Source organism: Pedobacter nyackensis (genome assembly GCF_900176505.1).
GTDB classification, from domain to species: Bacteria; Bacteroidota; Bacteroidia; order Sphingobacteriales; family Sphingobacteriaceae; genus Pedobacter; species Pedobacter nyackensis.
In genome coordinates this window covers 32,549-45,294 of record NZ_FWYB01000007.1, presented here as the reverse complement: position 1 = coordinate 45,294, position 12,746 = coordinate 32,549, and the positions used below count along the sequence as shown (strand labels likewise).

Below are 12,746 nucleotides of genomic sequence, written 5' to 3'. Positions count from 1 at the left end.
ACAATTATGTTACATAAATAGGTTAAACCTATTTAGGCTTTGTCGTCTCTAACCTCCGAGCTTACGATAGCTTATAACCATAAACAAGTATAAACAGATGAAAAAAGTATTAATTATCTGCGGATTGTTATTTAGTGTAATGACATTTGCAAAAGCACAAGATGGCGCGCGTAAAATGGCAACGCCTGAAGAAAGAGCTGAAAGAAACGCAACGCAATTGACCAAAAAGTTAAGTCTGACTGAAGATCAGAAAGCCAAAGTAAAAGCGATCTTTTTAGATCAGGCTACAGCAATGACTAAAATGCGTGAGGAAAGCAAAGGCGACAGAGAAGCTATGATGGCTAAAATGAAAACAGCCAATGAAGAAAGTGATGCAAAAATTAATGCGTTGTTAAATGATGAGCAGAAAAAAGCTTTTGCGGCTTGGCAGGTTGAAAGAAAAGAAAATATGAAAAATCGTGGAGGCAGGGGAGCCGGACAAGGTACGCCTGCTGAGACTAAATCATAATTTACAAAACATTTGAAATAATAAAAGCGGCTTATGGCCGCTTTTATTATTTTTGTCCCACGGCAAAAGTAGATCTACCGAAAAAAATGAATAAGCATATGTACAAGCAAAAGTTTCCAATTATACTGGCTTCAAAATCTCCACGCAGACAAGAGTTAATGGAATTGATGGACCTGGATTTTAAAGTAGTTTTAAAGGAAGTTGATGAAAGCTATCCTGAGGATCTTTTGCCCGCTGAAATTGCAGTTTATATCGCTGAAAAGAAGGCTTCAGCTTTTGCAGATGAGCGAGAGGGTAGTATCGTGATTACTGCAGATACCATTGTAGCTTATAATAATGAAATATTGGGTAAGCCGGAAGATGCAAAGCATGCAACAGAAATGCTGACTAAACTATCAGGCACCAATCATCAGGTGTATACCGGTGTTAGTGTTGCTCATGGTGATAAGATCCACTCGTTTTATGATGTAACTGAAGTTTTTTTTAATGAGCTTACGGCTGAACAAATAGCCCATTATGTAAATAATTATAACCCGCTGGATAAGGCGGGTGCTTATGGTATTCAGGATTGGATAGGATTTATTGCTGTTGAAAAGATTGTTGGATCTTACACGAACGTAATGGGACTGCCTACTGAAAAGCTTTATAAAGTGCTATCAACTTTCTAATGCTGCCAATTGGTGTAAAACACCCATTTTTAAGTCATAGGTAGAGAGGCTCAAAGTTTGAATGTTGCAGTTGGTAATTACATAATTGCTGATTAATGCGGCGATTACAATCATATCTACGCGTAAAGCAATCAGGTTAGGCATAATTTCACGCGCTGCGTGAGTCGAAGCAATCAACGAGTTGGTAAGTTTCCAATAGCTGTTTAGGTCAATAGGGGCCGACTTGACAGCATTTAAATTTAAATTGGGGTCGATCATACCTGCGAAGCTTTCGAAGGCCCCTGCGGATCCTACTAAGTGTTGAGGTTGATATAAAGCGCAGGCTGTTTTTAAATCGGCCAATTCTTTTTCAAGATGATCGTGAATGGTATCCTGTTCCTGTTTACTCATCGGATCGGAGTGAAAATAAGCTTGCATCAATCGGGCAGCGCCGATGTTATAGCTTTTTTTCCAAAGTAGTTCTGTTTCATTACAAATGATGAACTCGGTGCTTCCACCACCAATGTCCATAATTAATGAAGTCTCTTTTATTGCTCCGGTAGCTTTAACACCATTAAAAATATAGGCAGCTTCTTTATCGCCGCTTATTACTTCAATTTCAATCTCCGCTTCTTCTTTAGCCGCATTTACAAAATCGATACCATTGTCGGCGCTGCGCAGGGCAGAAGTTGCAGTAGCCTTCACTACATCTACATGATGTTTTTCAATTTCCAGTTTAAAATTCTTCAAGGTTTTAATACCTCGTTCGAAGGCTTCCGGAATAATAATCCGATCATTAATACGACCTTGGCCTAGTCTTACCGGTTCGTTCGTTTTGTACAGAACTTTTACCTCTGAATTGGATATTTCGGCTATAATAAGGTGGAAGGTATTGGTGCCAAGATCGATAACAGCTGCAGTCATTTGATTTTTATTTGGGTTTTGTTGTGAAAATATGGTGTTTAAAGCTAGAAAAGATTGCATAAAAAAAGCCGCTTAAGCGGCTTTTTTTATTGTGTTTAATCTTTATGACTAATTTTCCTGGTGTAACCAGGCCTTTTTAGCAAGAAGTTCTTCTTCTGTTTCACGAACATCTTCGTCATCAACGCAACAATCTACAGGGCATACCGCCGCGCATTGAGGCTCATCATGGAACCCCTTGCATTCTGTACATTTATCGGAAACGATATAATAAACTTCGTCCGACCCTGCATCCTGTGCAGCTTCTGAGTCAATTTCTTTACCTCCAAAATCAATAATACCATTTAAGTTGGTACCATCAGAAAATCTCCAGGCTGTGCCTGCATCGTAAATTGCATTATTTGGGCATTCAGGCTCACATGCTCCGCAGTTAATGCATTCGTCTGTTATTTTAATAGCCATGTCTTCGTCTATATCTATTGCTAAGTTTAACTTTGCAACAGCAAATATAACACATAAACTTTAAAATCATTGGAATTATGCCAATCCTTAATAGCGAAAAACTAATTATTGCATTTAAAAAACTTAGCAGCTTCATGGTTGAACCCAGCGAAGCGTTCAGAAATCTGATTCTATCGGCATCAAATAACAATGCATGGTTTACCACAACTGAGGTGGAGAAAGCATTAAACTCATTACATAGCATGCTAAATGAGGAAGATCTGGTAACCTGGTTTAAGACCATTAAGGTAAGCGAAAGCCCAAAAAAAGTAGGTTTAATTTTAGCAGGTAACATCCCATTAGTAGGCTTTCATGATGTTATTTCTGTATTGGCCACAGGAAACATTGCTTTAATTAAGCTGTCATCAGCTGATGATAAATTACTGCCGGCCTTGCTTGCCGAGCTGGTTCGGATTGAACCACTTCTGGCAGATCGTATAGTATATGTAGAGCGATTGAAAGATTTTGATGCAGTAATTGCTACAGGAAGTAACAATACATCCAGATATTTCGAGTTTTATTTTGGCAAAGGACCAAACATCATCAGAAAAAACAGAAACAGCGTTGCAGTGATTACTGGGGATGAAAGTAAAGAAGAGTTGGCGTTGTTGGGGCATGATATATTTGATTATTTTGGTTTAGGATGCAGAAACGTATCTAAACTTTATATTCCGGAAGACTACGACATTAAAAACTTCTTTGAGCCTATAGAAAGTTTTAAAGAGATCATTAATCATTTCAAATACAACAATAATTACGATTACAATAAATCGATCTACCTGGTAAATCTTAAGCATCATTACGACAATGGCTTTTTATTGTTAACAGAGGGTGAAAGGCTTTCATCGCCTCTGGCTGTTTTGTATTATGAAACTTATTCCAATCTGGAGCAATTAGAGGAGCAGTTGAGGAATAGGGCTGAAGAGATTCAATGCGTAGTAAGTAATGCAGATTTAAAACTGGATAGTGCTGTGTTGGGATTCGGACAAAGTCAGGCGCCTAAACTTTGGGATTATGCTGATAACGTGAATACAGTCGACTTTTTAAACAGCCTCTAAAAGCAGTAGCTACTTTTATTTAATTATTGCCGTCGATATTGTAACTTACCCGGTATATTCAAGAGTTATTTAATCACTTTGACGCGCAATAGTTTAATTTTTAAGCTCTTTATATTGCTATCTGTATGCTTCTGGCAGACTGGTTTGGCGCAGACCAGCTTATGTAATGGGGCCTTGGGCGACCCGATTAGGAAGATTGATTTCGGAAGGGGGGCTGATCCTCGCGGAGGCCCTATTCCCGAAACCTCCTTTCAGTTTAACGCAACAAGTACCCCCTCAGACGGATGGTACACCATTGCAAAAACCACCAACGGGATGCACCCAGGTAACTGGCACCAGATTGGCAACCATACCCCTAACGATCCTGATGGGTATATGATGGTTATCAATGCATCTGATAATCCAAGCGTTTTTTACGAAGCCCCCGTACCGAATCTTTGTCCGAATACCACCTATCAATTTGCTGCCTGGCTAATCAACCTGCTTACGTACAGCGGAAAAAAGCCAAACCTCACCTTTACCATAGTAACAGAACAGGAAACCTTTACTTATAACACCGGTGATATTGCTGAAGGATCTGCGACTGACTGGCTCCAGCGGGGATTCCTATTTAAAACTCCTTCCGATGTAAATAACATTATCATCAGAATTCGGAATAATGGCCCTGGCGGCACGGGGAATGACATCGCTATAGATGACATCACTTTTAGTCCATGCGGCCCCGTAATCATTCCTTCTATTGATAATGCTGTCACGCCAAGCAAAACAATATGTGTGGGCGACACCAGGGACCTCCTTTTGTCGGCAGAAGTAACTTCGGGCGTATATACAAATACGGAATACCTTTGGCAGGAACTGGATGTGAATGGCATATGGCAGGACCTGCCAGCAGAAACAACAAACCATTTTACAAAGCATTTCAACAATGCACTGGTCGGGCGTTATAAATACAGACTACTGGTAGCAGAACAAGGCAACATCAATTCGCCAAACTGTCGCGCCAATTCACCCGAATTTGAGCTCAATGTAGTTCCCCTGCCTATCCCGATAGTGAACACACCGTTAGCAGTTTGTATAGGAGCTCCAATCAATTTATCAGTAAATGAAGCCAGTACTTACAAGTGGACCGGACCCAATAACTTCAATTCTGAGGAGCGTTCGCCCATTATCCCTAATGCTACTGCTGATATGGCTGGCACTTACAATATTACGATAAGTAATGATGCAGGATGTCAGGCAAGTGCGCAAGTTGAAGTTACCATAATCCCCGGTCCAACTGCCAGGATAGATGCCATTGTCCCTATTTGTAAAGGCACATCCGTTGCATTAAATGCCAGTGGCGGCATAGCCTACCGTTGGTTACCTGCTACGGGTTTATCGGCTACAGACATTCCGGATCCAGTTGCCACGCCCACAGAAACGACTACATATACGGTGTTTGTTTCCAATGGCCTTTGCGAATCTCAGGCGCAGGTAACCGTAAACGTAATAAAAGAGCTATTGGCAGATGCCGGGGCAGACCAAAAAATCATCAAAGGAAATTCGGCAAAGCTTAATGGCCAGGCCATGGGCGAAAATATCGATCGAACATTCTGGACTCCAGCTATCTACCTTGATGACCCTACAAAACTAAATCCGATTGCCAGCCCAGCGGTCAGCACTACCTATACCTTAAATATCGTTTCCAGCAGCGGCTGCATCAGCAGAAGTGACGAAGTCTTTGTTAAAGTTTACGACAAACTGATTGTGCCCAGCGCTTTTAGTCCAAATGGCGACGGTATTAATGATCTATGGAATATTGTAGCCATTGATACCTATACCAAACCTAAGGTAAAGGTGATGAACCGGTATGGGCAGCTCGTATTTGAAGGCTCCGGAAATGAAATTGCCTGGAATGGAAAACGTGGTCAGGAAGAAGTACCTGTAGGTGTATATTATTATATGATCTACCTGGAACCCGGACTAAAACCCCTCTCCGGATCATTAATGGTTATCAGATAAATAACGCATTAAGCTATCATGATTTTATATTCATTTCAATTGTAATCTGAAAAATCATGATGGTTTCAATTTGAAATACTATTTTTGAACAATGTATGTTATTAAAGTAAAAGGCATTGCCAAGATTCCGGATTATGTGCAGTTGAGGGATGATAAATTCACTTTGCTGGCTTATTTTAGGGTAGACAGACCTGATAAATCATTAGATAAATTAGGATTGGGCGATAAACTGCCATACATTATGAATTTTGTAAATGATTTGCCTTTCGGACAAATTGCTAAATTAGAGATCTAAACATGACAGGAAGCACAGTTATAAATTTAAAAAATGTAGATGTATTTCAGCAAAAACATCTGGTTTTGTCGAGCGTGAACTTAAATATCGATAAAGGTGAATTCGTTTTTTTAATCGGTCAGACAGGTTCTGGAAAAAGTAGTTTGCTTAAAATCATCTATGGTGATCTGCATATTGGTAATGGCGAAGGACAAGTAGCTGGTTTTGACTTAAAGAAGCTGAGCAATAAGGAAGTCCCTTTTTTACGCAGAAAACTGGGTATTGTGTTTCAGGATTTTCAATTGCTGACAGACAGAACAGTTGACAAAAACTTAGAATTTGTGCTTAAGGCAACAGGCTGGACAGATAAGAATCTGATCACTGAGCGTATCAAAGATGTATTGGAAAAAGTGGGACTGCGCTCAAAAATTAAAAAAATGCCACATGAGCTTTCAGGTGGTGAGCAACAACGTGTGGTTATTGCCCGCGCTTTGTTAAATAATCCGGAAATCATCCTTGCCGATGAACCAACGGGGAACTTAGATCCGGATACATCCGAAGAAATTGTAACGCTGTTGAAGCAGATTAGTCAAAGCGGAACGGCCGTTTTAGTAGCTACTCATGATTATCATATCATCAGAACGTTTCCTTCGAGGATTATTAAATGCGAGAGTGGCATTGTTCACGAAGATGCGCAGATTGTATAGTTCCATTCTCTGACAAAATTTTATTATTCGGACATTCTGTTACCTGTTTTTCAATTAAAACTGACAGCATGACGGATATTTCCTATTGGCAAACCTTTTGAGTTTATAACCAAAAATTCTACTATACTATGTTTAGCAAGAAGAAAAAACACAATAACGAAGATACGACTATGCAAAATCAAGACCCTGCAGCAGAAATTAATGCTGAAGATCAATTGATAGATGACACAAAAGAAGCGAATACAGAAGCTACTGAAGAGAAGGAAGAAGTTGCACCGGAATTGTCTGCAGAAGAAAAACTGCAACAAGAAAATGCTGCTTTAAATGATAAATACTTACGCTTATTTGCAGAGTTCGATAACTATAAACGCCGTACCCAAAAGGAACGTGTAGAATTGTTACAAACGGCTGGTAAAGATGTAATTGTGTCTTTATTAGATGTATTGGATGATTTTGACAGAGCGAATAAAGCTACTGAAAATGCTACTGACGTTAATGCTATTCGTGAGGGTATCAAGTTGGTACATCACAAATTAAAGAATTCATTAGGCCAGAAAGGTCTTAAAGAAATAGAAAGTATCAATACTGTTTTTGATACGGATTTCCATGAAGCTATTACTAAAATCCCTGCTCCAAATGAGGAGATGAAAGGGAAAGTAATGGACGAATTGGAAAAAGGATATACCTTAAATGACAAAGTTATTCGCTTTGCCAAAGTTGTAGTAGGTAGTTAATATTTTATGAGTAAGAGAGATTATTATGATGTGCTTGGTGTATCCAGAAACACATCTGCTGACGAGATTAAAAAGGCTTATCGTAAACTAGCCATTAAGTTTCACCCGGATAAAAATCCGGATGATAAATCTGCTGAAGATAAATTTAAGGAAGCAGCTGAGGCTTATGAAGTTTTAAGTAATCCTGAAAAGAAACAACGTTATGATCATTATGGTCATGCCGGTGTTGGTGGTGCGTCTAGCGGCGGTGGTTACGGCGGTGGCGGAATGAACATGGAAGATATCTTTAGCCAGTTTGGTGATATCTTTGGTTCAGGAGGTGGCGGCGGCAGTCCTTTTGAGAGCTTCTTTGGCGGTGGCCAGCAACGTAGTGGCAGAAGGGTAGTAAAAGGTACTAACCTGCGCATTAAAGTAAAACTTACACTCGAAGAAATTGCCAACGGTACTGAGAAAAAAATCAAAGTAAACAAGCAGATTACTTGTAAAAGCTGCGATGGTAGTGGTGCTAAAGACCGTTCATCGGTAAGTACCTGTAAAACTTGTGGTGGAAGTGGTGCAGTGCGCAGAGTAACCAATACGATATTGGGACAAATGCAAACAACTTCAACTTGCCCTACTTGTAATGGAAGTGGATCTCAAATCACAGCGAAATGTGGTTCATGCCATGGTGAAGGTATCGTAAGAGGTGAAGAAACCATTACGATCAATATCCCGGCTGGTGTTAGTGACGGCATGCAACTAAGCATGAGTGGAAAAGGAAATGCAGCCCCTAGTGGTGGTATTCCGGGTGATCTGATCATATTAATTGAAGAGATTCCTCACGAAACATTGAAACGCGAAGGAAACAACGTGGTTTACGACTTACATGTATCTATTATTGATGCAGCTTTAGGTTATAGTGCTGAAGTGCCAACTATTGACGGTAAAGCAAAAATCAAAATAGAACCAGGTACTCAAAGCGGAAAGCTATTGCGTTTAAAAGGTAAAGGTATTCCTGAAATCAATTCTTACCATCGCGGTGATGAGATTATTCATGTTAACATATGGACACCTAAGGCTTTAAGTACTGAAGAAAGAAGTATTTTAGAAAGATTAAGAGAATCTCCAAACTTCAAACCTCAACCGGGTAAGAACGATAAGAGCTTCTTCGAAAAGATGAAAGAGTATTTTGAATAATTAATTAATAAATATAAAAAGCCAGCCCAATTAATGGAGCTGGCTTTTTTTATGCAGTACGTTGCTGTAGTTACAGGTATCTTTTGTTAGGGCTTCTCTTCGTATTTATTAGGTATGATCAGGACAGGACAGGCTGATTTTCTGGCTACGTGTTCGGCTACACTTCCCATCAGGAAATGGTATATGCCCGTGCGTCCGTAGGTTCCTATAACGATTAAATTGGATCCCCATTCGTCCGATTGTTTGATGATCCCATGTGCTGCACTATCAATTACACTTAGGTAGGTTGTTGGCACGCCCTGACTAAATTTAGCTTCTATTTCTTTTAATAGAATATGGCTGTTTTCTTCGCTGTTATCATAAGCTTCCAGGAAAACAGGAGCCAGGGTTACATCCGGATTAATATTGGCAGGTATCGGCTCGATAATATTTACCAGTGCAACCTCTGCACCAAAGGTTTTTGCCAGTTCGTAACCTGTTTTGGCTGCTTTTTCTGAACAGGTACTGTTATCTACAGCAATTAAAATCTTTTTGAGGTTCATGGGTGTTTGTTTTAAAGGGTTAATTCAATGTCATCATTTGCAATAATTTACATAATTAAAAATAAATGATAACCTTGTACATAACAAATTAACCTTATAAAAGTTTAATTTTATACATTGAATTTATCAATATGGAACAACAGTTTGGGATTTGCAGAGTTGCTGTAGCACCTTTAAGAGCGGGACAGTCGGATAAGGCTGAGATATCATCTCAGTTATTATTTGGCGACCATGTGGAAATACTGGAGAAAACTGATAAGTGGTGGCTTGTTCGCAATGAGTATGACGGTTACGAAGGGTGGATGGATTATAAACAATTAGCCAGCCTTAACCATGAGCAATTTGTTAGAAACCAGGATTGCAACCATATGGCGCCGGCGCAGACGGTAAATACAATTATTGCAGCCGATGGTAGTAAATATTACTTATCTCCGGGCAGTAATCTGCCGGCTTATGCGGATAAGCATTGTTACCTGGGTGATGAAAAATTCGAGGTTTCATTTTCCGCTCATGTACTAAATCCAGAGGTTGATGTAGATGAATTAATAGATACCGCATTATTCTTTCGAAATGCGCCTTACTTATGGGGTGGAAAAACCACGTTTGGGATAGACTGCTCAGGCTTTGTGCAAATTGTATTTAAGCTGAATGGTTTAAAATTGAAAAGAGATGCCTGGCAGCAAGCGGAAGAAGGAGAAGTGGTAGACTTTTTACCGGAAGTACAAGCAGGAGATTTAGCTTTTTTCGACAATAGTGAAGGTCGGATCACCCATGTGGGAATGATGCTTAACGCAAATGAGATCATCCATGCATCAGGAAAAGTAAGGATAGACCCAATGGATAGCCAGGGGATTTATAACGCTGAACTAGGGAAGTATACCCATAACTTGCGGATTGTTAAGCGTTTTGTATAGTTTTTAAGCGGTAAACTCCCATACCATTACCTGTCTGTCATCACCTGTTGAAATCAGATATTTGCCGTTCCTGCTCCAGATCATTTTATTGATAGAGTGGAAGTGCCCCGGTGTGTTTTTCTCTAAACTCAGGATTTTGTAGAGTTTAAAACTCTCACTGTCCCATAGTTTAATACTTTTATCCTGACTGCAAGTCGCAAAATAGGGCAGTGTAGGATGGAAAGCTATAGCATAAACACTAAACATATGTGCGGGCACACTTTCTTTTAAATTGTAATCCGGCAGGCCCCATACTTTCAACTGTGCATCTCTGCTACCTGAAATAAGATAAGTACCATTAGGCGAATACTGCAAAGCCGTAACAGCAAATTTGTGTCCGGCTAATTCTTTGATCAGTACATAATCATCGGAATTATATACTCTGATGATACCGTCTTTACAACCCAGTGCCACTTCTTTCTCATTATTGCTGATGGCAATTGTGCGTACGGTATTCTGTATTACAGGAAAATTATACAGCAATGAGAAGTCTTTTAATGACCATACAGCCACCGTCCCATCTTCGCCTGTAGTTATAATTTCATGCTTATGTTCAATAGTCTTTACATCGAAAACACCCTTTTGGTGAAAGCTTAATGTCGCTTTTACTTTCTGCTCTAAAAGGTCGAAAACCATGATCAGTCCGCTTCTTTGGGCAATGAAAAGTAAATCCTGATAAGTGTGTAAAGCATATACTGAACTTTGCACAGGCACCAGGATCTTTACAAATGACATGGTATTCAACGACCACTCTACTACTCCCTTATCGTTACCAGCACTAAAAAAAGCATCTTCCTTGTTTGAGTTGGCCAGGGCATAAATTGGGTTCTGGTGACCGCTAAGGGTGTGTAGGTGTGTGATCATAAATCTTATTTCTTGTGTCGGCCTTCTAAATTCAAGCCTATATCTGCTAAAGTCTTGCCTTTTTCTCTCAGCAAAACTAACAAATGAAAAATCAGATCTGAGCTCTCATTTATAAAATCAGTGTCAGTTTCTGCTAAAGCCGCAATTACCGTTTCAACGCCTTCCTCACCAACTTTCTGTGCTATTTTATTTAGCCCTTTCTTGCGCAGTGTGTTTACATACGACTCATCGGAAGGATTTTCGTATCTGTCTTTAATGATCTGCTCCAGTTCAAAAATGAAGTTCTGATTGTAATTCGTTTTAAAGCAGCTACGGGAGCCTGTATGGCATGTTGGACCAACTGGTGAAGCTTTTATTAATATTGTGTCGTTATCACAGTCAATATGTGTTTCCTTTACAAATAGGAAGTTGCCGCTTTCCTCGCCTTTAGTCCACAGGCGGTTTTTAGTGCGAGAAAAGAAGGTAACTTTACCTTCGACCTGTGTTTTGTCCCATGCTTCCTGGTTCATATAACCCAGCATTAAAACCTCCAGGGTTTGCTCATCCTGTATAATTACAGGAACTAAACCCTGTGTTTTTTCGAAATCTATTTCCATTCTGATTTTTTGATCTTGTAAATGACCCCGGGTTTACCACCACAGGGCTCTTCAATGTCGTATTTCATTCCCAGCTTTCTGAATATATTTATTGAAGCTGGATTCTCCAGCATAGCGGTGGCGATTATTTCTTTTAAATTTAGCGTGTTAAAGCCATAATCTAAACACACCCGTGCTGCTTCAGTAGCGTAACCTTTGCCCCAATGTTTTTTTAGCAAACGATAACCAATATCAACCTGATTACGATCTTCCAGGTATTTCAATCCGCACCAGCCGATATATTCACCACTAACCTTATCAAACAGACTCAAACGGCCCATTTTATATTTTTCATACTGATCGTAGTTGTTAATCAGGTTAAGCGCATCCTCAACACTCGTAAACATCACATCACCTGTATATTGAATTACTTCAGGGTCACTGTTTAAAATGAACATGTTCTGCGCATCAGCAACATTCATTTGCTTTAAATAAAGCCTTTCAGATGATAATGCTATTTCCATCGATTATAATCTTACTGGTATGTTGTGTTTTTTTAATTCTTCCTTTAAAAGAGGGATAGGGATCTCACCGAAGTGGAAAACCGAGGCGGCCAGTGCTGCATCAACGCCTGTTTGCAAAAATACTTCCGTAAAGTGCTCTACTTTACCTGCACCGCCAGAGGCAATAACAGGAATGTTGATAGAACGGGCCACCTTATCCAGTAGTAAGCAATCGAAACCGTTTTTAGTGCCATCATGATCCATAGAGGTAAGCAGGATTTCGCCGGCACCAAGACTTTCAGCCCTAAGGATCCAATCTTCCGTTTCCAGTTCGGTAATTAACCTGCCACCATTTAAGTGCACCATATTGCGGCCTTCAACCAGTTTGGTATCTACCGCAAGCACTACAAACTGCACTCCAAAGGCCTTAGCCAGATCCTCAATTAATTGGGGGTTTCTTACAGCTGCGGAATTGATGCTGATCTTATCAGCGCCTGAGTTAAGCAGTGCTTCAGCATCGGCGATAGAGGTAATACCTCCACCTATGGTGAAAGGAATATTGAGCTGACGGGCAACAGATTTTACCATCTCGATGGTTGTACCTCTGCGTTCGTGTGTAGCTGTAATGTCCAGGAAAACCAGTTCATCGGCACCTTGTTGAGCATATTGCCAGGCCAGTTCTACCGGATCACCGGCATCTTTCAGGTCTACAAAGTTTACGCCTTTAACGGTACGTCCATCTTTAACATCCAGACAAGGGATAATACGTTTACTCAGCATAT

Annotated in this window: 16 protein-coding genes; 9 read left to right on the top strand and 7 right to left on the bottom strand. The window is 40.0% G+C overall.

What is annotated here, in order from left to right; translation table 11 throughout:
• Window positions 1-97: 97 nt before the first annotated feature.
• Window positions 98-508, top strand: a complete 411-nt coding sequence (locus B9A18_RS13790) for a Spy/CpxP family protein refolding chaperone (RefSeq protein ID WP_084289910.1) — start codon at window positions 98-100, stop codon at window positions 506-508.
• Between the two features lie 86 nt (window positions 509-594).
• Complete coding sequence (locus B9A18_RS13785) at window positions 595-1,176, top strand: Maf family protein (RefSeq protein ID WP_235005325.1); 582 nt, start codon at window positions 595-597, stop codon at window positions 1,174-1,176.
• On the opposite strand, the gene B9A18_RS13780 is transcribed toward B9A18_RS13785, so the two are convergent.
• Both B9A18_RS13780 and B9A18_RS13775 read right to left on the bottom strand, forming a co-directional pair.
• Window positions 1,165-2,139, bottom strand: coding sequence for a Ppx/GppA phosphatase family protein (locus B9A18_RS13780; RefSeq protein WP_235005324.1), 975 nt, complete (start codon window positions 2,137-2,139; stop codon window positions 1,165-1,167). The genes B9A18_RS13785 and B9A18_RS13780 overlap by 12 nt on opposite strands.
• Before the next feature lie 48 nt (window positions 2,140-2,187).
• Window positions 2,188-2,538, bottom strand: a complete 351-nt coding sequence (locus B9A18_RS13775) for a 4Fe-4S dicluster domain-containing protein (RefSeq protein ID WP_084289909.1) — start codon at window positions 2,536-2,538, stop codon at window positions 2,188-2,190.
• A 77-nt stretch (window positions 2,539-2,615) separates the two neighbouring features.
• Here B9A18_RS13775 and B9A18_RS13770 point away from each other — a divergent pair, with 77 nt between their 5' ends.
• The 6 genes from B9A18_RS13770 to dnaJ all read left to right on the top strand — a co-directional run bounded on the left by B9A18_RS13770 (window position 2,616) and on the right by dnaJ (window position 8,527).
• Window positions 2,616-3,635, top strand: coding sequence for an acyl-CoA reductase (locus B9A18_RS13770; RefSeq protein WP_084289908.1), 1,020 nt, complete (start codon window positions 2,616-2,618; stop codon window positions 3,633-3,635).
• Between the two features lie 114 nt (window positions 3,636-3,749).
• On the top strand, window positions 3,750-5,636 hold the full coding sequence (locus B9A18_RS13765; RefSeq protein WP_144009502.1) for a T9SS type B sorting domain-containing protein: 1,887 nt from the start codon (window positions 3,750-3,752) through the stop codon (window positions 5,634-5,636).
• A gap of 91 nt (window positions 5,637-5,727) precedes the next feature.
• On the top strand, window positions 5,728-5,931 hold the full coding sequence (locus B9A18_RS13760) for a fructose-6-phosphate aldolase (protein ID WP_084289906.1): 204 nt from the start codon (window positions 5,728-5,730) through the stop codon (window positions 5,929-5,931).
• 2 nt (window positions 5,932-5,933) lie between these two features.
• Window positions 5,934-6,617 (top strand): cell division ATP-binding protein FtsE, encoded by a 684-nt coding sequence (locus B9A18_RS13755; RefSeq protein ID WP_084289905.1) that lies wholly within the window; start codon window positions 5,934-5,936, stop codon window positions 6,615-6,617.
• Between the two features lie 128 nt (window positions 6,618-6,745).
• Window positions 6,746-7,351, top strand: a complete 606-nt coding sequence (locus B9A18_RS13750; protein WP_084289904.1) for a nucleotide exchange factor GrpE — start codon at window positions 6,746-6,748, stop codon at window positions 7,349-7,351.
• Between the two features lie 6 nt (window positions 7,352-7,357).
• Window positions 7,358-8,527 (top strand): molecular chaperone DnaJ, encoded by a 1,170-nt coding sequence (dnaJ, locus tag B9A18_RS13745; protein ID WP_084289903.1) that lies wholly within the window; start codon window positions 7,358-7,360, stop codon window positions 8,525-8,527.
• A gap of 86 nt (window positions 8,528-8,613) precedes the next feature.
• On the opposite strand, the gene B9A18_RS13740 is transcribed toward dnaJ, so the two are convergent.
• Entirely contained in the window at window positions 8,614-9,069 is a 456-nt protein-coding gene (locus B9A18_RS13740) for a universal stress protein (RefSeq protein WP_084289902.1), read from the bottom strand.
• Between the two features lie 131 nt (window positions 9,070-9,200).
• On the opposite strand from B9A18_RS13740, the gene B9A18_RS13735 reads away from it, so the two are divergent.
• The gene (locus B9A18_RS13735; protein WP_084289901.1) at window positions 9,201-9,983 is read left to right on the top strand and encodes a C40 family peptidase; all 783 of its coding nucleotides are present in this window, start codon (window positions 9,201-9,203) and stop codon (window positions 9,981-9,983) included.
• Window positions 9,984-9,986: 3 nt separating this feature from the next.
• On the opposite strand, the gene B9A18_RS13730 is transcribed toward B9A18_RS13735, so the two are convergent.
• From B9A18_RS13730 to hisF, 4 genes are read right to left on the bottom strand one after another with little or no spacing between them, the layout of a single operon-like run.
• The gene (locus B9A18_RS13730; RefSeq protein ID WP_084289900.1) at window positions 9,987-10,886 is read right to left on the bottom strand and encodes a WD40 repeat domain-containing protein; all 900 of its coding nucleotides are present in this window, start codon (window positions 10,884-10,886) and stop codon (window positions 9,987-9,989) included.
• 5 nt (window positions 10,887-10,891) lie between these two features.
• Window positions 10,892-11,482: a bifunctional phosphoribosyl-AMP cyclohydrolase/phosphoribosyl-ATP diphosphatase HisIE gene (hisIE, locus tag B9A18_RS13725; protein WP_084289899.1), complete on the bottom strand. Its 591-nt coding sequence runs from the start codon at window positions 11,480-11,482 to the stop codon at window positions 10,892-10,894.
• Complete coding sequence (locus B9A18_RS13720) at window positions 11,473-11,985, bottom strand: GNAT family N-acetyltransferase (RefSeq protein WP_084289898.1); 513 nt, start codon at window positions 11,983-11,985, stop codon at window positions 11,473-11,475. The genes hisIE and B9A18_RS13720 overlap by 10 nt, the downstream gene beginning before the upstream one ends.
• Window positions 11,986-11,988: 3 nt before the next feature.
• Complete coding sequence (hisF, locus tag B9A18_RS13715; protein ID WP_084289897.1) at window positions 11,989-12,744, bottom strand: imidazole glycerol phosphate synthase subunit HisF; 756 nt, start codon at window positions 12,742-12,744, stop codon at window positions 11,989-11,991.
• Window positions 12,745-12,746: the final 2 nt, after the last annotated feature.

Bases quoted from the DNA above. Each gene is read 5' to 3' on its own strand.
- hisIE (WP_084289899.1), bottom strand. From the start codon at position 11,482: ATGGAAATAGATTTCGAAAAAACACAGGGTTTAGTTCCTGTAATTATA.
- dnaJ (WP_084289903.1), top strand. From the start codon at position 7,358: ATGAGTAAGAGAGATTATTATGATGTGCTTGGTGTATCCAGAAACACA.
- B9A18_RS13720 (WP_084289898.1), bottom strand. From the start codon at position 11,985: ATGGAAATAGCATTATCATCTGAAAGGCTTTATTTAAAGCAAATGAAT.
- B9A18_RS13770 (WP_084289908.1), top strand. From the start codon at position 2,616: ATGCCAATCCTTAATAGCGAAAAACTAATTATTGCATTTAAAAAACTT.
- B9A18_RS13740 (WP_084289902.1), bottom strand. From the start codon at position 9,069: ATGAACCTCAAAAAGATTTTAATTGCTGTAGATAACAGTACCTGTTCA.
- B9A18_RS13780 (WP_235005324.1), bottom strand. From the start codon at position 2,139: ATGCAATCTTTTCTAGCTTTAAACACCATATTTTCACAACAAAACCCA.
- hisF (WP_084289897.1), bottom strand. From the start codon at position 12,744: ATGCTGAGTAAACGTATTATCCCTTGTCTGGATGTTAAAGATGGACGT.
- B9A18_RS13730 (WP_084289900.1), bottom strand. From the start codon at position 10,886: ATGATCACACACCTACACACCCTTAGCGGTCACCAGAACCCAATTTAT.
- B9A18_RS13755 (WP_084289905.1), top strand. From the start codon at position 5,934: ATGACAGGAAGCACAGTTATAAATTTAAAAAATGTAGATGTATTTCAG.
- B9A18_RS13735 (WP_084289901.1), top strand. From the start codon at position 9,201: ATGGAACAACAGTTTGGGATTTGCAGAGTTGCTGTAGCACCTTTAAGA.
- B9A18_RS13760 (WP_084289906.1), top strand. From the start codon at position 5,728: ATGTATGTTATTAAAGTAAAAGGCATTGCCAAGATTCCGGATTATGTG.
- B9A18_RS13790 (WP_084289910.1), top strand. From the start codon at position 98: ATGAAAAAAGTATTAATTATCTGCGGATTGTTATTTAGTGTAATGACA.
- B9A18_RS13775 (WP_084289909.1), bottom strand. From the start codon at position 2,538: ATGGCTATTAAAATAACAGACGAATGCATTAACTGCGGAGCATGTGAG.
- B9A18_RS13750 (WP_084289904.1), top strand. From the start codon at position 6,746: ATGTTTAGCAAGAAGAAAAAACACAATAACGAAGATACGACTATGCAA.
- B9A18_RS13785 (WP_235005325.1), top strand. From the start codon at position 595: ATGAATAAGCATATGTACAAGCAAAAGTTTCCAATTATACTGGCTTCA.